The sequence below is a fragment of the Cupriavidus sp. 01L45 genome (assembly GCF_056399885.1).
Window position 1 is genome coordinate 100048 of sequence record NZ_JBFTSG010000036.1, and the last position, 25096, is coordinate 125143.

Annotated in this window: 20 protein-coding genes and 1 pseudogene; 4 read left to right on the top strand and 17 right to left on the bottom strand. The window is 58.7% G+C overall.

Annotation, left to right across the window (positions count from 1 at the left end; translation table 11 throughout):
• Positions 1-10: 10 nt before the first annotated feature.
• The 3 genes from cbbX to AC1DT6_RS23855 are packed head-to-tail and all read right to left on the bottom strand — an operon-like array spanning position 11 to position 2892.
• Positions 11-925 carry a CbbX protein gene (cbbX, locus tag AC1DT6_RS23845; protein WP_441631627.1) on the bottom strand — a complete coding sequence of 305 codons (915 nt, stop codon included), beginning with the start codon at positions 923-925 and terminating at the stop codon, positions 11-13.
• 36 nt (positions 926-961) lie between these two features.
• Positions 962-1381: a ribulose bisphosphate carboxylase small subunit gene (locus tag AC1DT6_RS23850; protein ID WP_276288579.1), complete on the bottom strand. Its 420-nt coding sequence runs from the start codon at positions 1379-1381 to the stop codon at positions 962-964.
• A gap of 44 nt (positions 1382-1425) precedes the next feature.
• Positions 1426-2892 (bottom strand): form I ribulose bisphosphate carboxylase large subunit, encoded by a 1467-nt coding sequence (locus AC1DT6_RS23855; RefSeq protein WP_441631625.1) that lies wholly within the window; start codon positions 2890-2892, stop codon positions 1426-1428.
• A gap of 164 nt (positions 2893-3056) precedes the next feature.
• On the opposite strand from AC1DT6_RS23855, the gene AC1DT6_RS23860 reads away from it, so the two are divergent.
• Complete coding sequence (locus AC1DT6_RS23860) at positions 3057-4007, top strand: LysR family transcriptional regulator (RefSeq protein ID WP_441631623.1); 951 nt, start codon at positions 3057-3059, stop codon at positions 4005-4007.
• A gap of 251 nt (positions 4008-4258) precedes the next feature.
• On the opposite strand, the pseudogene AC1DT6_RS23865 reads toward AC1DT6_RS23860, so the two are convergent.
• The 3 genes and pseudogenes from AC1DT6_RS23865 to AC1DT6_RS23875 all read right to left on the bottom strand — a co-directional run.
• Positions 4259-4969 (bottom strand): annotated as a pseudogene (locus AC1DT6_RS23865) (Fic family protein); the annotation flags it as partial.
• Between the two features lie 321 nt (positions 4970-5290).
• On the bottom strand, positions 5291-5530 hold the full coding sequence (locus tag AC1DT6_RS23870; protein WP_441631621.1) for a hypothetical protein: 240 nt from the start codon (positions 5528-5530) through the stop codon (positions 5291-5293).
• Positions 5531-6014: 484 nt separating this feature from the next.
• Positions 6015-6464 (bottom strand): BON domain-containing protein, encoded by a 450-nt coding sequence (locus AC1DT6_RS23875; RefSeq protein WP_441631619.1) that lies wholly within the window; start codon positions 6462-6464, stop codon positions 6015-6017.
• A gap of 353 nt (positions 6465-6817) precedes the next feature.
• Between AC1DT6_RS23875 and AC1DT6_RS23880 the strand changes: the two genes are divergently transcribed.
• Positions 6818-7015, top strand: a complete 198-nt coding sequence (locus AC1DT6_RS23880; RefSeq protein WP_441631617.1) for a hypothetical protein — start codon at positions 6818-6820, stop codon at positions 7013-7015.
• Positions 7016-7172: 157 nt separating this feature from the next.
• Here the strand turns inward: AC1DT6_RS23880 and AC1DT6_RS23885 are convergent, their stop codons facing one another.
• The 4 genes from AC1DT6_RS23885 to comJ form a co-directional block, all read right to left on the bottom strand.
• Positions 7173-7547 (bottom strand): hypothetical protein, encoded by a 375-nt coding sequence (locus tag AC1DT6_RS23885; RefSeq protein ID WP_441631615.1) that lies wholly within the window; start codon positions 7545-7547, stop codon positions 7173-7175.
• Entirely contained in the window at positions 7541-7963 is a 423-nt protein-coding gene (locus AC1DT6_RS23890) for a ubiquitination-like system serine protease family protein (RefSeq protein WP_441631613.1), read from the bottom strand. Before AC1DT6_RS23890 ends, AC1DT6_RS23885 begins: the two co-directional genes overlap by 7 nt.
• 69 nt (positions 7964-8032) lie before the next feature.
• Positions 8033-8299: a hypothetical protein gene (locus AC1DT6_RS23895; RefSeq protein ID WP_441631611.1), complete on the bottom strand. Its 267-nt coding sequence runs from the start codon at positions 8297-8299 to the stop codon at positions 8033-8035.
• A gap of 1348 nt (positions 8300-9647) precedes the next feature.
• Positions 9648-9866 (bottom strand): competence protein ComJ, encoded by a 219-nt coding sequence (gene comJ, locus AC1DT6_RS23900; RefSeq protein ID WP_477111408.1) that lies wholly within the window; start codon positions 9864-9866, stop codon positions 9648-9650.
• 491 nt (positions 9867-10357) lie between these two features.
• On the opposite strand from comJ, the gene AC1DT6_RS23905 reads away from it, so the two are divergent.
• A complete protein-coding gene (locus AC1DT6_RS23905; RefSeq protein WP_441631607.1) occupies positions 10358-11317 on the top strand; it encodes a toll/interleukin-1 receptor domain-containing protein in 960 nt (319 codons plus the stop codon).
• A gap of 42 nt (positions 11318-11359) precedes the next feature.
• Here the strand turns inward: AC1DT6_RS23905 and AC1DT6_RS23910 are convergent, their stop codons facing one another.
• From AC1DT6_RS23910 to AC1DT6_RS23935, 6 genes are all read right to left on the bottom strand, one after another.
• Positions 11360-11836 (bottom strand): Mov34/MPN/PAD-1 family protein, encoded by a 477-nt coding sequence (locus AC1DT6_RS23910; RefSeq protein WP_441631605.1) that lies wholly within the window; start codon positions 11834-11836, stop codon positions 11360-11362.
• Complete coding sequence (locus AC1DT6_RS23915) at positions 11821-13500, bottom strand: ThiF family adenylyltransferase (protein WP_441631603.1); 1680 nt, start codon at positions 13498-13500, stop codon at positions 11821-11823. Before AC1DT6_RS23915 ends, AC1DT6_RS23910 begins: the two co-directional genes overlap by 16 nt.
• 5 nt (positions 13501-13505) lie before the next feature.
• A complete protein-coding gene (locus tag AC1DT6_RS23920; RefSeq protein ID WP_441631601.1) occupies positions 13506-14693 on the bottom strand; it encodes a CBASS cGAMP synthase in 1188 nt (395 codons plus the stop codon).
• On the bottom strand, positions 14693-15715 hold the full coding sequence (locus AC1DT6_RS23925; RefSeq protein ID WP_441631599.1) for a CBASS cGAMP-activated phospholipase: 1023 nt from the start codon (positions 15713-15715) through the stop codon (positions 14693-14695). The genes AC1DT6_RS23920 and AC1DT6_RS23925 overlap by 1 nt, the downstream gene beginning before the upstream one ends.
• A gap of 1521 nt (positions 15716-17236) precedes the next feature.
• On the bottom strand, positions 17237-20527 hold the full coding sequence (locus AC1DT6_RS23930) for a DEAD/DEAH box helicase (protein ID WP_477111407.1): 3291 nt from the start codon (positions 20525-20527) through the stop codon (positions 17237-17239).
• Between the two features lie 1181 nt (positions 20528-21708).
• Positions 21709-22614, bottom strand: a complete 906-nt coding sequence (locus AC1DT6_RS23935) for an AAA domain-containing protein (protein ID WP_441634438.1) — start codon at positions 22612-22614, stop codon at positions 21709-21711.
• Between the two features lie 529 nt (positions 22615-23143).
• On the opposite strand from AC1DT6_RS23935, the gene AC1DT6_RS23940 reads away from it, so the two are divergent.
• On the top strand, positions 23144-24451 hold the full coding sequence (locus tag AC1DT6_RS23940; RefSeq protein ID WP_441634440.1) for a hypothetical protein: 1308 nt from the start codon (positions 23144-23146) through the stop codon (positions 24449-24451).
• A 112-nt stretch (positions 24452-24563) separates the two neighbouring features.
• On the opposite strand, the gene AC1DT6_RS23945 is transcribed toward AC1DT6_RS23940, so the two are convergent.
• Positions 24564-24728 (bottom strand): OST-HTH/LOTUS domain-containing protein, encoded by a 165-nt coding sequence (locus AC1DT6_RS23945; RefSeq protein ID WP_441634442.1) that lies wholly within the window; start codon positions 24726-24728, stop codon positions 24564-24566.
• Positions 24729-25096 lie beyond the last annotated feature (368 nt).

Below are 25096 nucleotides of genomic sequence, written 5' to 3' on the forward strand. Positions count from 1 at the left end.
GGCTCACTCCTCATTGGTCTGCCGGGGCTGCCGGCGCGAACACGCGGCTGGCAAGCAGGTCGGGGGCGGTGATGGTGGTCAGCGCGAGGTCGTCGGCGACCACGCCGGGATCCCGCAGCAGGCGGGAGGCGTGCCGCAGCCGCGCGCGGTCGAGCGCGTTGCGCACGCTGCGGGCGTTGGCAAAATGCGGCTGCACCATGCGGCGCGCAAGGTAGTCGGCAAAGACCGCACGGCTTTGCTCGTCGAAGCGATACTGCATCTCGCCAAGCATCAGGTCCGCAATCTGTCCCAGTTCGTCGACCTGGTAGTCGGGAAAGTCGATATGGTGCGCGACGCGAGAGGACATGCCCGGGTTGGATTCGAAGAACCGGTCCATGCGGTCCTTGTACCCGGCCAGGATCACCACCAGGTCGTCGCGGTTGTTCTCCATCACCTGCAGCAGGATCTCAATGGCTTCCTGGCCATAATCGCGTTCGTTCTCGGGCCGGTAGAGGTAGTAAGCCTCGTCGATGAACAGCACACCGCCCATCGCTTTCTTCAGGATTTCCTTGGTCTTGGGCGCGGTGTGGCCAATGTACTGACCGACAAGGTCATCGCGCGTGACCGCCACCAGATGCCCCCGGCGCACGTAGCCGAGTTGATGGAGAATCTGCGCCATGCGCATGGCCACGGTGGTCTTTCCGGTACCGGGATTGCCGGTGAAGCACATATGCAGGCTGGGCGCGCCGGCGCTGAACCCGCGCGCCGCCCGCAGCTTGTCCACCAGCAGCAGCGCGGCGATATCGCGGATGCGCCCTTTCACTGGCGCCAGCCCGATCAGTTCGCGGTCAAGCTGTGCCAGCAAATCAGCGATTCCCGAGCTGGCGAGCACATCCGCCAGCGTGCCAGGCGGCTGCAGGTGCGAGGGAGATTCCGGCGCTGACATGGTGTCCTCCGTGAGTGTCGACGAGATGCTGCGGACTTAGTAGCGGCTACCTTCGGGACGAGCCTGCGCGGCATAGCCCTCGATCGAGTAGCGCATCGTGCGACCCGGTTCCTCCTGCCGTACCAGGCGAAAGCCCGGCTCGTCAGCGGGCCGGTTGACGATGAAGGACATCACCACCGATTCCACCGTATGCGTCGCATCGAAGGCCATCACGCGGATGTAGTGGTTGGGGAAAGTCTTGCGCGCGTTGTTGATCTCCAGCAGGATGCCGGCGGCGTCGCGCAGGTCGAACATCGGCAGTCCGAACATCTCCCAGTACGTATTGCGCGGATGGGGGTCGTCGGTGTACTCGATGCCGACCGCCCAGCCCTTGTTCAGGCAGTACTCGAGCTGGCTGGTGATCTGCGCGTCGGTGAGTTCGGGCAGGAAGGAGAAGGTGCCTTGTGTAATGCGCATGATGTCCTCGTCTCTTGTTCGTTGGTGTCAGGTACGGCGCGGGCTCAGGCCACGGACGCGGTGGGCACGAAATCCGAGGTATCGGTCGGCGTGTAGTTGAAGCTGATATCGCCCCACGTATCAAGCGCTGCCCGCAGCGGCGAGCACCATTTGGCTGCGTCGCGCAGGATGTCGGGCCCTTCGTTGACGATGTCGCGCCCCTCGTTGCGGGCCAGCACCATGGCTTCCAGGGCCACGCGGTTGGCCGTGGCGCCGGCCTGGATGCCTTGCGGGTGGCCAATGGTGCCGCCGCCGAACTGCAGCACCACGTCGTCGCCGAACAGGTCGAGCAGCTGGTGCATTTGCCCGGCGTGGATGCCGCCCGAGGCCACCGGCATCACCTTGCGCAGCGAGGCCCAGTCCTGGTCGAAAAACAATCCGCGCGTCAGGTCGGTCTTGGTATAGGCATCGCGGCAGACGTTGTAGTAGCCCTGCACGGTGAGCGGATCGCCTTCAAGCTTGCCCACCGCGGTACCGGTATGCATATGGTCGACACCCGCCAGGCGGAGCCATTTGGCGATCACGCGGAAGGACACGCCGTGATTCTTCTGGCGTGTGTAGGTGCCATGCCCGGCGCGGTGCAAATGCAGCACCATGTCGTTCTGCCGGCACCAGTTGCTCATCGACTGGATGCAGGTCCAGCCCACGATCAGGTCAATCATGATGATCACCGAGCCCAGTGATTTGGCGAACTCGGCGCGCCGGTACATTTCCTCCATGGTGCCGGCGGTGACGTTCAGGTAGCTGCCCTTGACCTCGCCGGTAGCGGCGGACGCCTTGTTGACCGCATCCATCACGAACAGGAAGCGGTCGCGCCAGTGCATGAAAGGCTGCGAGTTGATGTTCTCGTCGTCCTTCATGAAATCCAGCCCGCCCTTCAGCCCTTCGTAGACCACGCGGCCATAGTTCCGGCCCGACAGGCCCAGCTTGGGCTTGGTGGTGGCGCCCAGCAGCGGGCGGCCGAACTTATCCAGGCGTTCGCGCTCGACGATGATGCCAGTGGACGGGCCGGCAAAGGTCTTCACGTAAGCCACCGGGAAGCGCATGTCTTCCAGGCGGGCCGCCTTGATCGGCTTGAAGCTGAACACGTTGCCGATGATGGAGGCGGTCAGGTTGGCGATCGAGCCTTCCTCGAACAGCGACAAGTCATACGCCACGTAGCAGAAGAACTGCTCGGGATTGTTTGGCACCGGATCCACGCGGTAGGCCTTGGCGCGGTACATATCGCAGGCGGTGAGCCGGTCGGTCCACACCACCGTCCACGTGGCCGTGGACGACTCGCCAGCCACCGCGGCGGCAGCCTCGACGGGATCCACGCCCGCCTGCGGCGTGATGCGGAACAGCGCGAGCAGGTCGGTGTCCTTGGGCTCGTAGCCTGCATCCCAATATCCCATTTCCTTGTACTTCATCACACCGGCGTCGTAACGCTTGCGGGGCTTGGCGGTGGCTTGGATCGTCTCAGGGGCGTTCATGGTGGTTTCCTTCCCGTGGGTTGGCTGCATTGGCTACATGGGCTGCATGGGCTGCATTGACTGCGTGTGAGGGAAAAGATATCCAGCTATCCACATAAGGTAAATTCAGATATTCTTAGCCCGCATATAAGGGATCCCTTATCTGACAAGGTGGTGCGTACCTCATGTCCTTTCTCCGCTCCCTCACCCTTCGCCAGTTGCAGATCTTCGTCACCGTTGCCCGGCACGCCAGCTTCGTGCGGGCGGCCGAGGAACTGCACCTGACCCAGCCCGCCGTCTCCATGCAGGTCAAGCAACTCGAGTCCGTGGTCGGGCTCCCGCTGTTCGAGCGCGTCAGCCGCCAGCTCACGCTGACCGAGGCCGGCGACCGCTTCCTGCATCACGCCTCGCGCATCCTGGGTGAGGTGAAAGACGCCGAGGACGGCCTGCAGGCGGTCAAGGGCATCGACCAGGGCTCGATCTCCATCGGGCTGATCAGTACCGCCAAGTACTTCGCGCCCAGGCTGCTGGCCGGCTACTCGGCGCGCTATCCGCACGTCGACGTGCGCTTTGCCGAAGGCAACCGAGAAACGCTGCTGCGCCTGCTGCAGGACAACGAGATCGACCTCGCGCTGATGGGCCGGCCCCCGCGCGAACTCGACGCCGTGTCCGAACCCATCGCCATGCATCCGCACGTGATCGTGGCCTCGCCCCGGCATCCGCTACGCGATGCCGGGGGCTTCGATCTGCAAGAACTGCGCCACGAAACCTTCCTGCTGCGCGAGCCAGGATCCGGCACCCGTACGGTGGCCGAGCAAATGTTCAAGCACCACCTGTTCGCGCCGGCCAAAGTGGTCACCCTGGGCAGCAATGAAACGATCAAGCAAGCCGTGATGGCAGGCATGGGCATCAGCCTGTTGTCACTGCACACTCTGTCACTGGAATTGCGCACCAAGGAGATTGCACTGCTGGATGTGGCGGGCACGCCGATCGAGCGCGTCTGGCATATCGCGCACATGGCGAGCAAGCGGCTGATGCCGGCCAGCGAGGGCTGCCGGGCGTTCCTGCTGGAACAAACGGCCGAGTACCTGGGGAGGGAGTACGCCGGGCTGCTGCCCGGGCGGCGCGTGGCCTAGCGATGGGAGAGCTGCCTGGGCGCGTAGCGCATCCGGGGTTCGCCGATGCGCGGCAGGCGCACGCATCGGTTATGTTGCCGCTTGCGCGCTACACGAACTGGCGCATACCGGCACTGCAGCCAAGCCCACTGGGGGTGTATGCGTTGCGGCAACGCGTGTGCCAGCGACGAGAGTGTGCGCTTGGTGCTCGCGGACCAACCGCATAGAGACGCGGTTCCACCCACGAGCCAAGTCATTTCCCGGAGGCGCGCCTACACGGATAGGTCGTTCAACTCATAGCTGGTGCTGCGCCCGCCTGCATCCGATTTCCGCAGGATGCCACGTGCGAGCAGATCCGTGATATCGCGCAGCGCGGTGTCTGGAGAGCATTTGGCGATCGCCGCCCACTTGGAGCTGGTGAGCTTGCCTTCGAAACCATCAAGCAGTCCGTTGAGCAGTTTCACTTGCCGCTCGTTCAGTGGCGTGGTCGCCCAACGCTGCCAGAATCGCGTCTTGACGAGCACAACATCAAGGGTGTCCTGCGCCTGATCGACGGCGCGATGCAGCGTATCGAGGAACCAGGCCAGCCACTCGGTGACATCCATCGACCGCTTCTGGGTCCGCTCCAGGAGATCGTAGTAGGCCTTGCGCTCCCGCCGGATCTGCGCCGACAGGCTATAGAAACGCTGCGGGCTGCCATCGGCGCGCGCCAGCAGCAGGTCGCCGGTCGCACGGGCTATACGGCCGTTGCCGTCGTCAAACGGATGCAAGGTGACGAGCCACAAATGGCCGAGCCCTGCCTTGAGCAGAGGTAGATCGTTCGATGCGCCATTGACCCAGTCGAGAAATCGGCTTGTTTCAGCTTCCAGGAGATTGGCTGGCGGCGCTTCGAAATACCCACGTTGCCGGCCGATGGGGCCGGACACCACCTGCATCGGACCGCTGGCGCCGTCACGCCAGCCACCGACCTTGATCCGGGCAATGGTCTGGCTAGCGGAGTACCTGTCTTTCGACGCAGGCGGGCAGCACCACCGATTCCGGGTGGCCCGCCCTATGTAAAGCCGCCGCTGCGGGCTCGCTTCCCTCGACTCTGATGCGTTCTGCATCCCAGAGACGTTCCCCGGGCTTGGGCGCGAGGTCCCGAAGAGCCCGAGCTGCGGCAGGCTGACCGCGGTACCCGACGGAGCATCCTGCTTGGCATGCGGTCAGGTCCAGCAGTACCTGGCACTTGCCAGCAAGGACGCTGGGAATAGCTGCGCGACAGCCACGCAGCGCATTTGTGGATGTCCGCGAAAGCCGGAGGCTTACCCGGCAGTCACATAGACCAAGACCGCCAGGTCCGCGCCGACCACGTTGATCTCGATCATCGGACTCAGGCTCAGTTCCTTCACTAGCCAAGGCTTGCCGGCGGCGTCCGGCAGGCGAATGACCACACCAAGAGCGAGATGCGGCATGGGCGCGTCTGCGGTCAGTTCAGCCACGAGAACGGGGGCGCCGGCGGGCGTGGCGTTGGTTACATCAATGAAGGTGTATTTGAAAGCCATAGCATCTCCTACGGAGGATCTGCGACCGCGGCCTTAGACTGAGCCATTCCGACTTCATCTTRAAGCAGCGCATCGTCACTATTTCAAAAGGGAAATCGCAATGGCGATCACCCCAATTGCCGCGAGGGTAACGATCACAAAGAGCAGCATGGGCTTATCCGAACTGGGTAGTCCAGTATCCTTCGAGCCATGCGCACATGCTATCGGGTGCGCACTGATTTCATGCCGGATTTCGTCCTACAGGCAGTTCGTCATTGCGAGACGCCATGACAGCAAGTCGGGGATGCGCCGGCTTTGAGATTTGCGCGCAGGCCGCGCGGGGCCAGCCCGAGCCCTTTCGCCCGGCCATTCCCTCGGTACCAGCGGGGCGCCTTTCGCGCGCAATATCACGGACCTATCCCGCGCGTTTTCACTGCCGAGTGTCAGCCACCGCCTGCTCGGAGATTTCAGGCTGCAGCACGTCGACTAGCGCAGTTGCTCCAGCCTATTTCCCGACCTGCAGGCCATCTACCACTGATTGCACGCCATCCACTGCACGGACTGCATTCAGGGCCGTCAGCTTCTCCGAGTCATTTTGCACTTTGCCGTCGAGGTGCACGACACCGTTTTCAGTTCGCACTCGAATTCCGTTGGGCCTGAGCACCTTCGAGGCAAGAAGCTCGGCTTTCACTTTCATCGTGATGGCACTGTCGCTGAGTTTCGTCGAGGACTCCGCAGACGGTGCAGATTTCCCCATTGCGGTGGAGTTATCCTTTGGCACGGTGCGATTGCTTGGTGCCTCGGGAAGCCCAGGCGTGCCAGGCGCACTGTTCATGGGTGGCGCACCATCCGTTGCAGCCAGTATTCTGCCCACATCCCCCCTGGCAGCTGCATTGCCCGAAGCAGCAAGCAACCCAACAACGCTAGCAAGCCACATCTTTTGGATTGATTTCATTAAATGTCTCCTGCTGGTGCTTCTGCGGGTCGGCGGGTCATAGTGCATGGCGATGCCACATCGCGGCACGCGCGCACTATACAAAAAGGACAAGCAACAAGAGGACGGAGTTCCGCGTCGGTCCGGCTACGTTACATCCAGACACAGGCATTACGATTTGAGAAGATGAATCGCGCTAACGCCACTTCCAAGGCGCGCAGGAACCGGGGACTTCACTTCCCTTTGTCATACGCAGTAAGGAAATGTATCCTGCGTTGCGAGGTTGGACACGGAGATGGAGAGTTAGCTTTTCAACGGCGCAGCCGCCCGCTGCATGACCTTCAACAATCCTATCCCCTTCGCAGGAGACGAAGATGCTCAGTCCTCATGAAATCGCCGCCTTGATGCTTCTCGAAAGTGCAGACGGGAATCTCGAATTGGACCCTGCCGACCTCAAGAGCCTCGTGCATCGGCAGCTCGTACGACTGGAACGACCGAAACACGGCCGTAGCCAAGTTCGTCTCACCAACCACGGGCGTAATTTTCTGGACACCGTCGCCAAGAGGCGCTGAACGGCGGCCTACATGGGCCACGCTTCGACCAACTTGCGATGCCAAGCTGCACACTCCCCCAGCGCACCTAGCAAGTCCCGCATAACCCAGTCCTGCCAGGTGTCATAGTCGGCCGCCGCTGGCGGATCCGGTACTACGCACGGGCGCCGCCAGCGCGCTATCGAGCGGCGGCGGCTTGCTTGGCTGCCTCAACGGCGTCGGACAGCTTGCGCACCCGGAAATCGTCAGGGCGGCAATCCACAGGCAAGGGCCTCGCATTCTTCATATCCTTGCGGATGGCGTCGAGCTTGGCGCCAAGAGTCGATTGGATGCCGGCGAGCTCGTCGGCCTTTTGGCGGATGCTGGCGCCGGCGGCGCGCAGATCCTGCAGCGCTTGATCCGTGGTTGCCAGATCCGCCTGGGAGCGTGCGGCAGTGAGCTCGGACAGTTCAGCGTCCTTCCGCCAGCCGTTCGCCGTCCAGCCGGCGGCGAACAGCGTTTCAGCGACCACCGCCAATCCTGCAGCGCGCCATGGAATCGTCGGCATCAGCATCCCCAGCCCTCCGGAAACTCGGCCAGCGGCACCGTCTGGCCGGCCAGCGCATGCGTGCAGTCGCCCAGGAACTGGATGCTGCCGTCGATCACAAAGCTGTGGCACACGCCACACTCGAAATCGCGCTCTTCGTCCGGGTGCTCGGCGTAGTAGGCGCACCAGCAGTCGCCGCCGGTCTTGTACCCGGGAACGTAGTGGCCGCTGCGCACCAGCACGCTGGGCGTGAACGTGGGGCGCTTCACGTCACCGTTCCAGCCCCAGCGCGGGCCCGGCCCGTCGCCATGCTGGATCTGAATCAGCCGCCGCGGGTGGTCGGCGTAGCTGTGAAACAGGATTGGCGCCGCCGGCATGCTGCCGACCAGCACGTTGTACCCGTTGTCGGACTTCGCCAGCAGCGCACGGCCCAGCTCGGACACCGCGATGGTGTCCAGGAATGGCCGGATGAAAAAGCCACCCGAAGGTGGCTTAGTCGATTGTGCGGCAGGCTACTCGCCGGTTTCTTCTTGAAACGCTACCTGCTGTGCTGTGGCGTATCCGAGGATCATTATCTGATCATCATCGAGTTTCGCAGACTGCTCCGGCAGTTCCACGATCGGCGTTTCGGGATACATGTCCGCGAGGAGCTTCTCGGCAAGCTCTCGGGACTCGAATGGACCGAAGTGAATGACACTCTGGCCGCTGACTTCTGCAAAGGAACATTCCCCTGTTTCTAGGGGGTAGAACACCACCAATGTGCGCGCATGCTGGTCCATAGTAGCCTCCAGATCTCGTTATGTACCCCAAACATAACTATCGATACTGGCAGGCCCCGCCCCGACGGGCGGGCGCCTTCCGTCTGCACCACAATTTTAGGAAATCTGTCTATACAGACAAGTATCGAAGCCCACACCCGATATGGCGTCCCCGGCTCCGGCGCGACGACAATGCTGCCCAGTGCCGTCGCCTCGCCGGCGGCCAGCGGGCGTTCCAGGCGCAGGTTCACGTGCCACCCAGGCACAGCCGCTGGCGGCGTGACCACGTTGCCGTCAGCATCCCACTCGCCACCCTCGTAGATCGTGCCGATGGTAGCGCTCTGGGCATCCGGGGCCGCGATGGGGTTGCCTACCCCCCGGCATATCGGGCAAGCTATTCTCTCGGCCCGCCAGCGGAGACGTTTCGCCGTCCCTTGCGCTGTACGGGGCTGCCCCGGGAAACCATTGAGCCAGGGCAACATGCCTCCGCACAGACGCCCCACCAAAGGCCGAAGGCGAGCGGTGCGAACATGGCTGGCTCCAATGGAAAAAGCCCACGCGGCTTTCACCGTGTCAGCTAAACCGACTCTCTGGTCAAAGATAAACCGGTTCGCTGGACTTTTCTGATGGGTCAGGTGCTCAAGCCGCCCTTCGCGTAAAGCAATTCGCTGGATTTCGTGTACAAGATAAAGCGCTTCGTTGGATTTCATGCACGGCCCTAACCCGCGGTGCATTATCGCATACAAACCCGTATCGGTCTGCTAATTTTCTACCGGAGCGACACTCGCAGCGGGTGCCCGCCGTGTCTCCAAAGCCCCCCACTCTATTCGTATAGCACGAAACGCACATTTAAGCTGCATGTCGTTTTTTGGCTATACTTCCCGCTCTGCTTTAGCAAGATGAGCCAAGGACGGCGCAACGACTGGAGTCCGACGGAACCAAACCCGCCTTACCATTCCCGCACGCCGCAGACTAAGATTCCCTGCGACCCGTTGTCAGGCCGAACTCGCGCAGCATGCTGAGCGGACACACCGTGTCGCAAAGGGATTCTGTTCACAGCGATGAGTCTGCAGCTCCAGCCGCCCCCCTCGAATCGAGGCGCGTTCAGCTCATCCTATTCCACCCAGGCTTTCAGGACGGTCAAGGGCTGTGCAGACGGCGTCGGCCAAAGCACTAGGCGGAGGCGGTATGCGTCACCACCCTCAAGGCCGCTCTCGTCGATTGTGTCCAAGCCGGAATAGAGGGCAAGTACGGCGTAGGTTCCGGGCTTCACGGTTCGCCTCAGGACTTCGGAGCCCGTGCATTCGTGAACCTGGAGCTCGCCTGTCGGCAGGTCGACAGAGCATCCAACAGCATGGTCGTAGCCGGTTTAGTCGATGGCCGGCTCGGCCTCATGGAGCTCCAGGGTAACTGGAACGGTCATGTTTCGGAGCGGGCAGATGACCACCACGTTGTCGGCAACCTTTGCTCGCCGCTCCACGTCCTCGTCTGTCCAGTCAGTCGGCGCTTCCGGGTTGATGCCGCGGTCCTGCACGTAGAACTGGTGGTAGTCGGCGAACACATCAAATGTGAACTGTTGCATTGACATCGGTCAGTGCTCCCTGCTGCTGCCTGGCGCATGGCCGCTTATGAACGCTGGCGCGAGTTCGAGCAGCGCAGTTGCTCGCTGCTTCACTCGTGGGACCGGGTCTGTCTGCATCAAGGCCTCGAGGGCATTGCGCAGTGCTCGCTCGGTGGGTTTGCCAGAGTGGGTCGTATCTGCTGAAGGAACGGAGTCCGCGGCCTAGCGATGGCCAAAAGGGAGATACGCCCAGCCCGAGGCTTGGTACTGGTGCCAAGCTCTCCGGTACCATTATTGCTGCCCCTCTTCTGCTGGGCAGCAATCTCGCTCGACTTAATCCATACTCTACTGTTGCCATTCTCGAGCCACTGTTTGTTCCGTAGCCAGACCAAAGCTAGACAGCGCCCATTGCACGGGTGCAACTTGCCGAGGCGCCACTACTTGTCGACCGACGTTGGGCCCTCAAGGAAGCTGGCTGCGCCCAATTTTTATGACGAACGATAATCAAACTTAAAATTATGGCGAAGGTCTACATCTCATATCAACGCGAAGATTTACCCTTTGTATCGCGACTTGCAGACAGACTCAAAGACGCTGGCCATACGCTCTCATTTGATGTCGATGAGCTATCGCCAGGCGTGAACTGGAGAGCGGCGCTTGACCATGGCCTCAAGACATCGGATGTATTCATTGTTGTCTTCTCTCAAAAAACCGATAAGTCCCAGTATGTTCTGACGGAGGTCGGTGCAGCCCGAGCGTACGCTAACGAATCGGACCGTATGTTGTTGATACCTATTGTTATCGACAACGCGCCATTGCCGCTTTCGATGCAGGATGTTCACGCCATTATCCAACCTGACGCAGATGTAGATTCCATAGTTCCACAAATTGAGAGTGCAATATCCGCCTTTATTGGTCGTCGAGCGGCGAAGGAGGTCGAATCAACAAGAGCCGCCGAGAAGATTCAAAGCAATGCCGCAGGATTCATCGGCACCGCGATTTCGTCGTTGAGCAAACTCGAATCTAGAGACAGAATCCTCAGCTACGCATGGTATGGATTGGGGTTCGTGTCTCTTGTCAGCGGCATTGGCTTTGCTATGTGGGGTCTTAGTAAGGCTGGCCAGCAAGTGGAGCTGCCAACACAGAACCTCATCTACGTAGCGCTGAAAACTCTTGCGGTGATTGGCCTACTCGGAGCGTGCGCGAGATACGCGTTCTCGCTCGGAAAATCCTATTCGACTGAATCGCTAAAGAGCTCGGACCGCATCCACGCTATTCGCTTCGGAGAGTTCTATCTGCAGGCATTTGGCGACAAGACACAGTGGGAGGAGTTGAAGGAGGTCTTCCAGCACTGGAATATCGACCGAAGCTCAGCCTTCAGTTCGCTGGATGCATCGCAGGTAGACCCGAGAATTATGGAATCGCTTGTCGCTATCGTAAAGCTTGCCAGCGGCAGCAAGGATGAGAAGGCGAAATGAGAGACGGCTTCGTGAGATAATCGGTGAAAGGCGGTCGCGCAGCTATCTAACAAAGGCGTTTGCGCCGCTGAGCGTGCTCCGCTGCCCGACACCGAGCCACAAGGCGTTCTCGGTCCCCACGATGAGAAATATCATCGGTACAGACTTGCCGGCGCAAAGTCTTCTCCACTCGTGCGTATCGATGGAGGACGGAGACGGTCTTATCTCGGGATGAGTGTGCCATTCGCCCAGATAGTCCATGGTCTGCTGCTGAGCATTCCAGTGTCGGACGGCGATTCGCTGATGGGCTCTCGCCTGCCGATGGAAACCGAAGCGATGCTGTTGGTCTCCCGGCTGCGGAGAAGATATAGCGGCCACATGTACGTGGCTACCCCTTCTGAATCCCATCAGAATGCCGCCCGCCTCGTGCGATGACGGGGCCAGTTGCCTGAACTTCAGCAGGTTCTCCAGTACATCTGCCTCAATCAAGACCTTGGCGTCTTCAACCAGCGGATGCGGGACAATCAGTGCCTCTGGCATGCTGGACAGTTGTTTGCCGGTGCAATGTTCTGGTTCTTGATGCGTTTGGCATCGGCGTTCTCGAGGTAGCGAGTTCTGAACCGGGGGCTAACGGACCCTCTGAGCCAGTCGCTGACCATATCCGCAGCCAAGGCCGCCGCCGACATCGATGTCGATACGGCATACGGCGTATAGGCGCTACAGCCTCTGAATCGAGTGCGCGGAGGGCTAGCCAGAACCTGATAGCGCTCCTGACGATAGTTTGGCCCGAATCCCTGGCGCAAGCATTGGAAACACCCGTACTTTTCGGAATCTGACCAGAGAGCCTGGACGCACTCACCGTTACCCATCACCCGCACGTACAGGACTGGCCCAAGCCGGCGCTCAATATGCGCGGCATTTACTAAGGTGTTCAACGCTTCATCCCCCGTGGCATCAATGACGAGGTCCGTCGCAAAGAACTTCGCGTTCAACGTCGGGCTGGTTGTTTGGGTTTCGACTTGCACATACGGAAACTGGCGCGCCAATTCATCTCGCAGGGCCTCGGCCTTGTTGCGATATAAGGCCGGAAAACCAAGTGCGTGACGCCCCAGGTTGTCGGGTTCCATCTCGCCAATGTCGATAAGGCGAAGCAGCCCGTTCTTCCCTGTCCCCGCGCCCAGCCGTACGAGTGCTTGAGCTAAATATCCTCCAATCGCACCGCATCCAATGAGAGTAAGCCGCCTGCCAGCCAAGCTTGAAAACTCCAGGTTCCTCGAGTGGATGTAGGCTGGGGAAATGTCGTCAAGGCGCAGTCTTAGAACGGCCGTTTCCCCGCCAGCGTGGTGTAGATAGTTTCGATATTCCCTAGGAGAGTTCTGGAAGCCCTGCCTGTGCTTTAGGTCCAGCTTGAACATGACGCCGAATCGGCCGAGCGGTGTGTTGAAGGCAATGACGCAGCCTTTGCGCTTCAGATACGTCTTGTCAGTGCCGAGACACTGTTGAACTTGCTTCGACAGTTCAGCATCCCAGGACTTCACCCATTTGAAGAACTGCTTTATGGTTGACGGCAATCCCTCGACAGGCACGCCGGGCGCCTCGCTACTTTTAAAGAGAAAGCAAGCGAGAGCTCCCTCAGCCACCCTCTCAGCCGCAAAGCCCTCTCCCACCCTTGCCGCAGCAATAGCGTCCTGCGCTATGAGGCCTTTGCGGTCGCCGCCGTCTTGCTCCATCAAGAAGTACGATGCTGAGGTTGCATCAGGCTCGAGTTCGCCCACCATTACCGGATAGGCGGGCGGACGCTGTCCACCCATCCAGTAGGCACCGAATTCATTGGCAATGTCCGCACTCCGAGTTGTGCCGCTGGCGATGCGATTCAGGACCGTCCTCGCCGCAGTCAGACACTGCAGAATCGCCACATCCGGCTCGAAGCGGTCAAGAATTACCGACCCAGGAGAGAAATAGCACAGGCCGCCAAGCGCATCGACGTGCTCCATTACCTTGGCTGCCCCTTGAGGACGCTCCAGCAAAGTGATGCGCGGATAGCGGAGGAAATTCCAATCCTCAATCTCCATCCGAACCAAGACGTCCCGTGACGCGGTCTTGAGCGGCCCCTCAAAGGCCCGAACTCTCCCTCGCGCCTTTACCAATTTGAGGCCGGCCGCTGACAACACTTGCAAGGCGCGACCGTAGGCGCTCTCGCTCATCCGAATTAGCCTGCGCTTTGTGCGCCGACAACGGGCTTGGACACCGTTGATGCGGGAACGCGGCGAATATCGTCGCCGGACGAATCCGGCTCGACCCATTCTGGCTTGTTTGGAAGGCGTGAGCCCAATTGCGCCTGCAACAACGAGATTGCGTGGGATACGTACGGAAGACTCGACTCGCGAGCTTGCCGTATCGCTTCAGCAAGGGCATAAGCACACGACGATGCCTCGACGCGCTCCGATTCCTCCAATCGATTGAAGTCATCTTTGCCGCCGTCAATGCCGCGCTCGCGAATATCGAGCTTCAGTGCCTTCGCCAGGGCCCTAGCACCCTGTTCAATCGCCAAGTCATCGCGACCGCGGACAGGGACGAAGCTCTGCGCTACCGCAATCATGATGGATACGGACGTCGGGCCACCGGTCTTCCAGCGGAAATCACGCCACGCCTTCAAGAACCGACAGACACGGCGCAATTGCTCACCATGCTCCTCGATACAGTCCTTGAACCACTTTGAAACGTCTGCCGGGTCTGAAGGCACCCACTCCCCTGAACGCTTCGCGAGGACTAAACCTTCCATGTCATCCCAGGACTGGCCGATGAGGTCACCAAGGGCTTCGCTCTCCGACTTGTCACGTGCGTCCATGGCCATACCTTTGGAGTCCGCCGCCTTTCTCAGGGAATCGAAAATTTGCGTTTCGCGGACCTTGACGAACTCGTCTTCCGAAGCGGCGTACAACGGGACATCAATGTGCGCCCAGTTCGCGACCTTGACACGACTACAGTTGTCTCTCGACTTATCGAGAATCCAACCCTCCCGCTTGCAGAGGTCAGTCAACAGGGCCTCCACAAGCTGGAAATATGCTTTGGCCATCCGTGCCGGCGGGCCATTCTCTTCCCAGAGAGTGATGGGCAAGTAGACTCCAAAATCCCAGTCCATTTCTTGCGGCGGCAGCGTACAAGGATGAACACACGTCCCGTACGCCCAGGACCCCTGTGTCCGGAATCTTGGCGTTACCTTATGCTCCATCCCGAGTACTTCAGTGCTCGCCTCTTCGATGGCGGGCCGTAGGTACTCGCGAATCTTGTTCTTGCAATCAACCAAGACCTGGCGTTGCTCCGGTTCAACCTCGATATTATCCCCGAAGGTCCCGTTAGCGACGGTCGAGTAAAACAGTCGAGTCAGCTTCAGCATCACGCCACCTTCAGGTTGTTAACACGTGGCCCGTAGTAGTAGGTCGGCACGGGCGCATTGTGGTCCATGAAATTGCCAAACGCCGCGCTGCCGACGAAATCCTTGGCAGCCTCGGCCGCAGACCCGAGCAGGACCTCGCGGGCGGCAGCATCTGCTTTATCCAACGCCACGGCTTGCGACCGTTCGTCGGTGAGTACGTCATCAATATGGACGTAGTTCCCATTGGGAAACTGGTGGCGCAGCATGTGGTCGCTCATCGCTTCCTGCGCCGAAATCCCAAGGCCAAAAAGTCGCTTGGGTGCATTGACCGGCCACCAGCCACCCCAATCGATGGTTCCGCCAGCGCGATTCCGCTTCGGATTGACTGTGAATTTCGACGACATCGTCCCAATTGACAGTACGCCGACATCCCCTTCAGCCCGTGAGGCGCCCAAAAATTTGAAAGCTTCGTGAACACCAAGCAGCCCTGGCGCATTCGCAAACAGGCCGCCGTCGACGTACTGGCAGTTGTTGAACACGTAGCGGGGGAAAACTATTGGCGCCGCGCTAGTTGCCATCGCGACGTCGACCACTCGATGACGATGGTCAGTCTTGAAGTCGGGGTGATGAGGCGTTTTGAAGACTACCGGCAGGCCGCGCGTGTAGTTGATGGAAGGAACAATGACGGGGTGCAGGCATTCGCCGACGAGTCGCTCACCAAACACCTCCTCTCCCAACAGGTACTTGAACAGTGGTTGGCTGCTGTACTGGGACCGAAAAAGGCCACGGCCGGAAAAGCGCCTACGAAAAATTTCTGCGCCGTGTTTTTCGAACAGCTTCACCATCCGTTGCGCAGGAATCTCGAGAGCAACCGCTAGCGCCAGGATGCCACCGATAGACGTGCCGGCGATGAGGTCGAACCGCGAGCCGACGGGCGCACCGATTTGCTGTTCAATCTCGGCCAGGATACGAGCCGTAAACAGCCCTCGGTACCCGCCGCCGGACAGCGCGAGAACTTGGAAACGCGATTTCGCTGTATTCATCTCACAACCCCATAGCCAAAACAAAGGGACCGCTGACTACACCCGCGCGCCATGAAAATGACTAGCACTCTTACCCCCCAGAGTGCCAATTTCCTACTATATCACGGAGATTAAAGCATCAGAACACTATATCTTGTGGTTTTTGGCTTATACATCACCAAATGTCTATACAATTTGCGTTGGAGGGGCGAACCGCCATGCGGAAGGAATGAAACCGTGGCCTTGGGACCGGAGCTGACAGAGGCGGCAGGGTCATTGACCGCGTCACTTCGCAGCCAGGATGTGATAGAATCGCGCACTCTTTTTTCCCGAACGCTTGGGCATCGTAGCTTGGCTACGATGCTCGACAACCGAGCAGTCGGGTTGCTGTCGCCGTTCCGCTGCTGAAATGAAGAATAGACAGCAAAGTCTGGGTCGCCATTCCCGCCTCTTCATGAGACTGATGGCAATGTTGAATAGGGAGGGCACATGGCTCAACCAAAAACAACAGCTCCGGACGGCTTGGGTCAAGCCATGTCGGCAATCTTGGGTGCCTTTGCGGTCCTGAGCACTGCCGGCGTGAGTCCGCTGGTTGCATTCGTGCTGCCGGCCGTCGTAGCTGTGGCGTTTGTCACGGTCTCACGACTCTGACCTAGGCGCGTAGCATGGAAGGCCCCCGAAATCGGCGAGTTCTCGCTGTTTCGGGGCGTCGGCCTCCCTCTCTCTACCCCTTTTTCTTGCCTTGCAACTTTGCCCCCCCCTTGCACCAACAGGTTGGTGGCAAAGTCCTCACAGCTCTTTGCAAGCTCCCCACCGGCTACCGCGCGTTCCAGCACTGCTCTTGCGACCCTGCGAGCCAAGGACCCGGCTTGCAGTCGATACTCCGCGCCAATCGCTGTCATCTGCCGCCCATGTAAAAATACACTACGGAGGTCGAACAACCAGTCGTACAACGCGCCATCCGCAGGAGAATTCAGCAATGCGCTTATGCGGCACTCGATTCGTTTCGGACCGTTAAGCTTGGGCAAAACCTGCTTTTCCTTCCCGTAATCGCTCCTAAGCCCAAGAGCTGCCTCGATAGTCAGCATATGAGCGATGAATTCGTCGATTCCATCGCTTGAGAAGGCGCGCACGAGGAAATGCACAGGAGTCTCAAAGAGCGGCGACAACATAGCCCGCGCTAGCGATTCCCACGCCGCATCGTTCACACTTGCCGATACCGCTTCAAAGCCCCCACCTAGATAAATGACGGCGGGAATGTCTTCGTACAGCCCTCCATCTTCGTCCGGCCGGAACTGCGGGTGCCAGGTTACCCGCACCGTCGAGCATGGCGGAGCGCTACCTGGGAAGCCACGGCTTGCTTCGTTGTTAGGTACGACGACTCACTTAGATTATTACTGAACCGATGAACGACTGCGCTCCGTCCGTCGGTCGCGTGCTTGTTATTCCGTCTGTTGCCGCTCACCAAGCTTCATCCTTGGTCAAAGCAGGAGGTCCACAGTTTGTCGCCTCTTTCTGCCTGGCTCAGCTTGATATATCGGGTCACGCGCTCGCAATCACACCGAACGGAACGTTGTGAGTCTCAAGAAGGAAGTTCTCTGTCACGCTCAGCAGAGATAGCTGTTCTGGAGACGCTTTCGCGCGGGACAGCCCCGGCTGAACGATGAACACTCGCAACTTGATGGCCGCCATTCGGCTACGATTTCGGATGGCCTGAAGGATGTCGCGGTCACCGGTCTGGTACCGTGACAGCTCTTTGCCTTCACGAATCTTGGGGTCCCGCCGGAGCAGATGAACGAAGAGGTCGGTTTTCCGTAACTGGTTCAGAAGCCAGCTTATGCTTTTCTGCGCCTGACCACAAACTTCGTACAGGTCGCCAACGCGCGCGCCGGCGGTACTTTCCTGCGAATACTTGCAGTGGTAGAAGTCCACAGCGATGGTCGCGCCTGCCTCTTCTTCTGTCACCTTGATGGTAACGACGTCCGCAGACTCACCGGAGCCGTCATCATCGTAAATGACGTCATACCCGCCTGCCATCTTGAGGTTTTCGATAACCTTAAATTGGATGGAATCCTTTTCCCGAGTCACGCCCTGCGCCTCCTTCTTTATATTGACGTTAGACCAATCCCATACGGTAATTCGGTCCCGGTCGTAAGGTGCATAGATGTCCGGCAACGCCACAAGGAGATTACCTTCCAGGTACGAACCGTCGGCGAAGGTAACGACTGGAGGGTTCTCATCGAAGAACTCGGAAAGCGGCCAAGTGTGCTGGCGTTTCGTCAACGTGCCAGCGGCCTCTACTGACACAAAGCGATAGGTCGAGACCGTGTCGTCGTCGACCGGTACCAATTCCAGCCGCAGCACCACTTCAGCGGAGTCGCTGAATACCCGGAACATGATGTCGCCAGCCTCGGCGGGACTAACCAATTCGATACCGAGGTTCCAAAACTCGGTCGTCTGAGCGTCGCCGAGCCTTATCGAATACGCGCTCTCCAACTCCTGATAGATGCAGTCTGGCCAGTCGACAGCGATGGGCATTATGGCTGGACGCACCTTCACGAGTTTTGGGACGAGTGTTCCCTTTAGTACTGCTTCCGGGTCGATAGTTTCGTCAATGACTTTCGAACCGACGTGCTTACACCAACGCGCAAAAGAGTCTAGGCGTAAGCGTTGGAAAGACCACACTCGACCACGCTTTGCTGCGCCGATGGTTGCGATAGCTCCATTTTCATAACCAACTCCGGAGATAACTGCACGACGTGCGGTTTTCTTCGAGGCCTCTGACAGACGAGCGGCAACGTCTGCACCCATGCGAGCAATGTAGCGAATCTGCCTGCCAAATTGCTCATTCATTCCCAGATTCGTAAGTAGTAGGCGCTTGACGCCATGGAAGCATCGGTAGAGCACAGGGTCCTGAATAAGCTCCACATCGTCGCCACACAGGACCTTGGCCATCGTTCGATACTCGCTACTCTTGGAGGAGCCATGGATGTAGAGAAGTTCCTTTTCCTTATCCCATATTGCAACTAGCAACTCCCACTCCCAGTCCCGCACCGCCTCAATGTCAGTCCACGGGACCGACTTGCTGGTGCCAATCACGACAACGAGAATGTTCTCTTTGACGTTCAGCGTATCTCGGACCTTGTCCGAGGGAGCTAGGCCCTGCAGCCCTCTTCGAAAGTTTCCAGGCTTCCATGCGCTACAACGAGTACGGTAGACCACCATGCTGGTAGCCGGCCTGATTTCCTGCAGCGGAATTTCGCCCTCAAACGGTTCAAAGCCATCCAGGAAGCTCCGAGCCTCGATTTGCTTGTCTATCTGGGTATCGCTGAGTTCTTGGAGCAGTTCGTTCCAATCCGGGTCTTGGCTATAGAGCTTCTCGAGCTCATGCCGGACATCAATGTTGGCGACATTGGCGATGAATGTCGGACTTCCCAGGTCCGGTCTGGTGCGGGTGAACCTGCCTGCAAGCTGGAGCGTTACCGGAAGGCTTTTCCGAACGTCATGGAAAGCTGCAATTTTCAGCTCCGGCATATCAAATCCCTCGCCGAGCATATCGACGCACACCACGAGCCTCGATTTCCCAGACATCAACTTCTCGAGGGCCTCCCTTCGCTCCACCACTTTGAGTTGGCTGTGAAGCAATATCGGGTTATACCGGCCGATTTCCTCATAGATTTCGAAAATTCGTTTTGCACGTGGGATATCGCAAGCGCGAGCCATCGCAACATGTAGGCCAGTTTTATCGCTGTCCAGCTCTTGGATTGTGGCTCTAGCAATCGCTATGTCTGCCTTGTTCTCGTTAAACTCGAAAACTGACCGGAATGTAATCGGCTGGAAGTATCCGTCCGTCTGTGCCTGCCTCAACGGATAACGGTAGACTATCTTCCCATCAATGAGTTGGTCGTCGTCGCGAAAAGGCGTGGCCGTAAACTGAAGAACCCGGCGCTGGCCGAAGTGGGCTTTGAAGCGTTTCCACGTCGGCGCTTCTGCATGGTGGGCTTCATCAATGAAAAGATGTGTACATAGCTCGGATATGCGCTCCTGCAAGTGGGTCGGAAATTGCCCCGCAATGTGGCTGGTAGTGACGACCACATTGCAAGGCTCGAAAAAAGCCGTCAAGGCATCAGCAGTTTCGAATTTGTGCTCAAGGACACCGACGACTGGATAGCGTGCGCTTTCGGCGAGGATTGTACTTCCGGGCGCTTTGAGCAGGCCAAGCGTCAAGAATTTGTTCGCAATCTGGGTGCGCAGAGCGTCCGTTGGCACAACGACGATTACCCGCTCGCAGCAAGCCGATGTCAGAACTCCTAGCATAGTCTCGGTTTTTCCAGTGCCAGTGGGCAAGACTATAGATGCGACTTCGCTGCTGACCGTCCAGTGCGCGTGCACCGCATGCAAGGCCCCCGCTTGTGGCGGGCGGAAACCGATGACACCCGTCGCCCGGTCCTCCTTAACATACGAAAATCCGTCGCACCAGGAAGCGATAGCGTCTTTCGCGGCCGCGTTGTCCAAGGGCCGGTCATCGGCGTGCAATGACGGATGCTGTAACCAAGTCCCTGCCGACGCGTCCAGTGCCTCATCCACGATGGCAGCGTTCGCACATTTCAATATAGCTGCTTCCGCTGGTGCAGGTATTTGAAGAGGAACTCTCTTGAGGATTCGAACCGGCATCGGCAGGACGCCGGACGTAACTTCGAAGCCTTCCGCTCGGTCGGTCACGAATCGAACAACCTCTGCGTCAAGCTCCTGTTCCGGCCAAGCCAGCTGACGAATCCAGCTTTTCTCAATTTTTATTTTGACCGAAAACACCGCGGCAAGTCGCACCTTCATCTAGCCAGTCCCCTTGAACGCCTGCGATAGGACAACACGTTTCGCGAGCATACCGTGCTGAATTCGGATGCTCATCATTTGCTTGACTCACTAAACTTCTATGACTTTTTCGCTATCTCAGCATGCAACGAGGCAGAGGCGGCAAATGCTATTAGTAATCCATCTCGGACCTTAAGGCTTTCGCCAAGTCTTGGCCCCCATTGGCAGCAACGCTTTGACGTACGCCGTAGACCAGGAAAGCAGTACGGACTCATGCGATAGACCGCTAAGTCAAAACATCGAATCTCCATCCGTGATAGCTGTACAAAAACTGGCCACCACCTTCACGGTCGGTGAGCTTCGCAGTGAGACGAAACCTGGTGCCAACTGGGTAGTCGCGGACCAAGCGTTTCGAACATTCCACGTGCAGTTCGGTAGAGTATTTCCCACCGGGCACTGGTCGAACATGCACTGACCCATGAAGACTTCTAGTGCTCGCCGGGCAGTGGCTCTCTACGATGACTTCTTCGTAAGGATTGTCTTGTGCCATGGTGGGTCGCCTTATCAGTTTTGCCATTTTCCCTCCACCACGCTTTCGGGTCACATCCCACCGAAGCATGGCAGCTCCGCGGATGGCGCCTGCTTGTCGCCTTCAAATATACCTCATGCGTCGCTTTTTGGCACTAAACGCGGCGCACTCATGGCCGCCAGTGGTTCGCTCGGGAGCCTCCATGTCGTGCGCTTCAGCCGGCTAATCAGTTGGCTCGTAGAGAAGCCAGCAAAGCTGGTGTTCAAGCGAGTCCCGCGGCTACTGATGCGAACCGACGTGCCACGCGGACCGAGGGTCCAGCCAATGCGGACCCGCTCCAGCTCATTCGAATACCCGAGGCAAGCTTGATAGATTTTCGAAATCTTACTGCCATGACACCCTATCCCCTATTCTTGTTATTCACGTCCTTGTGCTCAAATCACCAGCCAGAAGCATTTAGGACACCTGCTATCAGCCGGCTTGAGCGACGTCTTGCAGACTTTGCAGCGTAGCCCGCTTCTCTCTGAATCTGTTGTGTCGCGGTCGGGCGCGCACGACGTGCAAGTCTTGCTGCTCCTAGACCAGCAGTTGCTCACGCAAACACGCTTGCCGCACTGGGAGCAGCGACGGCGTGGTGCACGGGGCGAGCAACCACACCTCTCGCATTTTTCCTTCATTGTGGCTGCTCCACGGCGGCTTCCTTCTGCTTGGCGGCCACAATGGCAGCGTCGACGACTCCAGCAATAGCGTCAGGGGTTGCGACTGAGAGCACCCACGTACGAGATTCGACCAAACGGGACGGTACAGCCATGGCACCAATGGGCTCAATGCCCATCGCTGTCAGCCGCTCAACTAGCTCCGCGAACACCTCCTCCTTACGCAAGCACCAGGTCGAAGCGAAGCAACGCCAGAATGTCCAGCCCGCGCGCTCGAGAATACGCTGTCGATTCATATCGCTGGCCCAGCGTTCTGGGCCATGGTAAGCGTCGCCGTCGCATTCGATAGCCAGGCGCGCGTCGTTGGCGCCCTCGACCACCATGTCCAGTCGGTACGCGCCGCTCTTAACCTGGGGGATGACGCGATAGCCACGCTGCAAGAGCATCGTGAACACCTCGCGTTCGAATCCGGATTCGCACAGCTTGATGAGGCCCTCCTGGTCATCCACTTCGTGGACGACCTTAGGCGTGCTGAAGTGCTCGAGCAAAGTCATCCGGATGTCCTTGTCCGAGATTTGCTCCGCCGTCACAGAGCGGACCAGATACATGAGGTCGCGGGCGCGGCTGGCAGCCACGTTGAAGCGTTGGTTGTAGGCATTGCCCGAGAGCGGGTGGCAACGTTCGGGGTCGGCCACCATCGACAGGAACATGATGTCGCGCTCGCTACCTTGGAAGGTACGCGCGTCTCCGCAATCAAATTCGCGCCGCAGTAATTCGGAAGCGGAACAACGCTCCCGCACCATCGCGTCGATAAACTTGGCCTGTTCCATCCCAAGAAGGGAGACCACTCCAATGGTGCGCCCGGCATAACGCTCGTCCTCAAGGATGGCGCTGATTTCGGCGGCGATATGGGCGGCCGGCATCGCGCTTATTGGCTTGCAAGCAACGGAGCGTGCTTTGTACCGTTACTTGTACCCAATAGCCAGGTAGCGCACTTCAGCGCGTTTCTCGTTTGAGTGAAATCCAGAAAACTCAGAGCGACCTGACAAGTCGCAGATGGTTCAGCGGCCCATTGCCCCTGCAAGCCTGATGTCAAAGCCGGCCAGTCGAGCCGGCTTTTTGTCCACGTTAGGGGCCGCCCTGAGCAGAACCTTGCAAACTACTACCAGTGCATGGGAAAGCACGATTTTCCATATCGGGCAATAAAGCATAACCTGACCAACGACCCAGTTTATACTTTGCGGCACTGGCAGGACTTTTTGACCGGCCGGAGATAGCGCAAGAGAGCGCTGCCTGCGGTCCCGACAGCATGCAGCGTTGGCCCAGAATTGCTTCGATGCTCCCCTTCAGCCGCTGAGGAGCATGCTTCGCCCAGTCGATTCGCTTTTGGCCTCCTCATGCGGCCAGGCCATGTTTAGTGCGCTCATCCGATAATCCACGCGCGTCTCAATCATGGATGAACACAATATTCCCGACGGCTCCCATGACACAGGTTCAGATGCAGTTCCCGGTGTTATGAGCCGCGAATCGCTCTACCAACTCGTCTGGGCTGAACCGATGCTGAAAGTAGCTGCTAGTTTCGGAGTGTCATCTAGCTACATGGCCAGGGTATGCACACTGCTCAACGTGCCACGCCCAGCGCGCGGATATTGGGCAAAGTTGGCCGTTGGGAAGGCCCCTGCTAAGCCAAGACTGCCCGATGCTCGTCCCGGGGACGAACTCGCGTGGGCTCGTGGCGACGCTCAGTGGGAAACGAAGCTCCCACTTCCGAAGCCGCCTTCGGACAGGCCTAACAGGCGGGCCACGCGCATCAAGCGGACTAACACCGACCATGCCCTAATAACCGGAGCCAAAGCAATCTTCGAAGAAGCCAGAACGGCTTATGGCGTGGGATACCTCAAGCCAAGAAAGAGGTTGCTTGTCGACATAGTCGCCACTAAGACAGGCCTTGATAAGGCTCTTTCGTTTGCAAATGAAGTGTTCCTCGCCTTGGAGGACGAGGGCTATCGCGTTGTCATCGCGCCCCATGGAGAGCGTCTCACGCGAAGGGACTTCGATGAGCGGGAAGTACCTCGGAAGGACCATAGTCGTCGTGACCGATGGTCACCAGGACGCTGCACGGTTGTCTACATCGGTACAGTGGCCATCGGACTCACAATTATTGAGATGTCCGAAGAGGTCGAGGTGAGGTACGTCAACGGTGAATACGTGCGACTCAGTGAGTACGTTCCTCCGAAGCGGGGACGTTACGTTTCTGACCATGGATGGACCAGCAAACAAGATTTGCCAACCGGCCGCCTTTGCTTGCAGGCCTACTCTCCATATTGGCGTGCGGAGTGGAGTAGGCAGTGGCGGGAGAAGCCGGGCCGTGACATTACTGCTCTCATTCCAGTCATCGTGAAGGAGCTGAGGCAATCGTCTTCCGAGGTCGCTAGGTTAGCTGCGGAGGGCGAGCGGCTGGCTGAGCTTGAGCATCAGCGCTGGGAGGCTCAACGTGAGCAATGGGGCCGAGAAGAAGAGGAAAAGCGAGCGGCGAAGGCGTTGAAGGACAGTAAGGATGAGCTCCTCCAAATCATTGAAAGCTGGGCCGAGTCGAGGCGATTGGCAGAGTTCTTCCTTGATGCCAAACAGAGATTGCGAGACTTGAGCGAAGAGAAGAAAAACGAGATGCTCGAGCGACTAAGGCGCGCTCGAGAGCTTATTGGCAGTGCAGACGCCCTTGAGCGATTTCGCTCATGGAAAGCGCCTGAGGAGCGCTAGTAATGGACCTCCAAACGAACCCGCTGGCGAGCAGCACAATGCCTGTCGGTAAGGGGCAGTGCTCGCTTGCCCGGAATGCGGACCTGGCTCGCACTGCGCTGCATGCGGAAGGCTACCTCGGCTTGAGGTAGAGCTGTTTTTGGGACTGACCAGGTACAGCATGCTCTTCCGTGACGAAAATATCTCCCCTTGCCTTGACCAAATCCGACAGTTTTTTGAAATCGTAGACCCAGGAGTCGAAATCGGGCTGTAATTTTGTCAGGTAGCACGTACACAATTACTGCTAGCGACCGTAAGAACTATGGTGGCTGCTAGCCATACTTCCGCGCTCACGAAACCCTGAAATGGTCCGTGGTCTGGCCAGCATAGACCGCGCGCTGAAGCCATTCGGGTAAGTCACCGTGGCCATCCCTGCTATGGCCCGCGGCGTCTCTGAAGCGAACCGGGCGGACCTTCTGGCTGGAAATCGGAGTCGTTGCGGCGAAGCATCCAGCGGCAACCAGGTCATCTATTGCGATGCTGTGCTTGGCCATGTATAACGCTGGATTTCTTGTGCAAAATAAACTAGTTCGTTGGATTTCTCGCACCCCGCAAAATCCCGCGCCTTATTACCCACAAACCAGGAGTGCGAATCGGCCTCGCAAA

Excerpts from the sequence above, each read along its gene's own strand:
- cbbX (WP_441631627.1), bottom strand. The coding sequence starts at position 925 with ATGTCAGCGCCGGAATCTCCCTCGCACCTGCAGCCGCCTGGCACGCTG.
- AC1DT6_RS23850 (WP_276288579.1), bottom strand. The coding sequence starts at position 1,381 with ATGCGCATTACACAAGGCACCTTCTCCTTCCTGCCCGAACTCACCGAC.
- AC1DT6_RS23855 (WP_441631625.1), bottom strand. The coding sequence starts at position 2,892 with ATGAACGCCCCTGAGACGATCCAAGCCACCGCCAAGCCCCGCAAGCGT.
- AC1DT6_RS23860 (WP_441631623.1), top strand. The coding sequence starts at position 3,057 with ATGTCCTTTCTCCGCTCCCTCACCCTTCGCCAGTTGCAGATCTTCGTC.
- AC1DT6_RS23870 (WP_441631621.1), bottom strand. The coding sequence starts at position 5,530 with ATGGCTTTCAAATACACCTTCATTGATGTAACCAACGCCACGCCCGCC.
- AC1DT6_RS23875 (WP_441631619.1), bottom strand. The coding sequence starts at position 6,464 with ATGAAATCAATCCAAAAGATGTGGCTTGCTAGCGTTGTTGGGTTGCTT.
- AC1DT6_RS23880 (WP_441631617.1), top strand. The coding sequence starts at position 6,818 with ATGCTCAGTCCTCATGAAATCGCCGCCTTGATGCTTCTCGAAAGTGCA.
- AC1DT6_RS23885 (WP_441631615.1), bottom strand. The coding sequence starts at position 7,547 with ATGCTGATGCCGACGATTCCATGGCGCGCTGCAGGATTGGCGGTGGTC.
- AC1DT6_RS23895 (WP_441631611.1), bottom strand. The coding sequence starts at position 8,299 with ATGGACCAGCATGCGCGCACATTGGTGGTGTTCTACCCCCTAGAAACA.
- comJ (WP_477111408.1), bottom strand. The coding sequence starts at position 9,866 with ATGTCAATGCAACAGTTCACATTTGATGTGTTCGCCGACTACCACCAG.
- AC1DT6_RS23905 (WP_441631607.1), top strand. The coding sequence starts at position 10,358 with ATGGCGAAGGTCTACATCTCATATCAACGCGAAGATTTACCCTTTGTA.
- AC1DT6_RS23910 (WP_441631605.1), bottom strand. The coding sequence starts at position 11,836 with ATGCCAGAGGCACTGATTGTCCCGCATCCGCTGGTTGAAGACGCCAAG.
- AC1DT6_RS23915 (WP_441631603.1), bottom strand. The coding sequence starts at position 13,500 with ATGAGCGAGAGCGCCTACGGTCGCGCCTTGCAAGTGTTGTCAGCGGCC.
- AC1DT6_RS23920 (WP_441631601.1), bottom strand. The coding sequence starts at position 14,693 with ATGCTGAAGCTGACTCGACTGTTTTACTCGACCGTCGCTAACGGGACC.
- AC1DT6_RS23925 (WP_441631599.1), bottom strand. The coding sequence starts at position 15,715 with ATGAATACAGCGAAATCGCGTTTCCAAGTTCTCGCGCTGTCCGGCGGC.
- AC1DT6_RS23930 (WP_477111407.1), bottom strand. The coding sequence starts at position 20,527 with ATGAAGGTGCGACTTGCCGCGGTGTTTTCGGTCAAAATAAAAATTGAG.
- AC1DT6_RS23935 (WP_441634438.1), bottom strand. The coding sequence starts at position 22,614 with ATGCCGGCCGCCCATATCGCCGCCGAAATCAGCGCCATCCTTGAGGAC.
- AC1DT6_RS23940 (WP_441634440.1), top strand. The coding sequence starts at position 23,144 with ATGGATGAACACAATATTCCCGACGGCTCCCATGACACAGGTTCAGAT.